This window comes from Mycobacterium sp. 852002-30065_SCH5024008, from assembly GCF_001665645.1.
GTDB lineage: Bacteria > Actinomycetota > Actinomycetes > Mycobacteriales > Mycobacteriaceae > Mycobacterium > Mycobacterium paraffinicum.
On sequence record NZ_LZSZ01000074.1, the window covers coordinates 1 to 1,184 of the forward strand.

General features: G+C 64.5%; 1 protein-coding gene. It reads right to left on the reverse strand.

What is annotated here, in order from left to right; all coding sequences use genetic code 11:
• Positions 1-1,184: condensation domain-containing protein (locus tag A5781_RS09405; RefSeq protein WP_231990679.1), on the reverse strand; the 1,184-nt coding region annotated here is incomplete at both ends.

A 1,184-nucleotide genomic window follows, 5' to 3' on the forward strand; every position in this document is an offset into this window, starting at 1 on the left:
CGATACGTCCACGAGCGGTCCCCGAAAGTCAGCGCCACCGCCTCGGGCGTGCGGCCGACTTGGGTGGCAAACAACGCCGGAATCGACACCCCCGACACCGCCGGACGGTCCAACACCGCCCGATTACCCCAGTTATCCAAACAGGCATACTCATCGGCGCCAAGCACATCAATCGACGACAACAGCCGCGACGGATCCGCGATGATGGCCTCCAGCAGGCGCTGGAACCGCTCGATTAGCGTCTGGATGCTGTTGGGGTTCAAGATGTCGGTGCGAAATTCCACCGCCCCACCGATGCCGGCCGGCTCACCGCCCCCGGTCCAGCGTTCGGCCAACGTGAACGTCAAATCCACACGCGCCGTGTGGGTTTGCAGCGGTATGGGGTTGACCTGCAGACCACCTAGGTCCAGCTCGACGGGATGCTGGTGTTGCCAGAACAGCATCACTTGCACCAGGGGCTGGTGGGCCAGGCTGCGGGCCGGATGGAGTTGCTCAACCAGCGCTTCAAAGGGCACGTCTTGGTGCTCAAAGGCAGCCAGGCTACGCGCGCGCACCTGCCCCAACAGTTCGGCCACACTGGGGTCACCGGCCAGATCGACGCGTAACACCAAGGTGTTGACGAAAAACCCGACCAGCTCATCCAGCGCCGGGTCACGCCGGCCCGCGATCGGGAACCCGACAGCCACATCACAACTGGCGCTCAGTTTGGCCAGCAACAGCGTCAAGCCGGCCTGGATCACCATAAAACTGCTGATCTGATGTGCCCGGGCCAACCGGGCGATCTGCTGCTGCAACTGCGCCGGCCACTCGAAGGCCACACTGGCGCCGCGATAATCGGCTACCGCCGGATACGGCCGATCCGTGGGTAGCGCCAGGCGTTCAGGCATCCCGGCCAACGCGCCCTGCCAGTAGGCCAACTGCCCGCTAATGCAACTATCCGGGTCGTCGAGGTTGCCGAGCTGCTCACGCTGCCAGACTGTGTAATCGGCATACTGCACCGCCAACGGCACCCAACCCGGGGCTTGGCCGGCGCAGCGTGCGGCATAGGCGGTGCCCAGATCCCGCATCAGCGGGGTGATCGACCAGCCATCCGCGGCGATATGATGGGCCACCGCCACCAACACATACTCATCCTCGTCGAGGCGGAAAAGCTGGGCCCGCAACGGAATCTCGACCGCCAGATC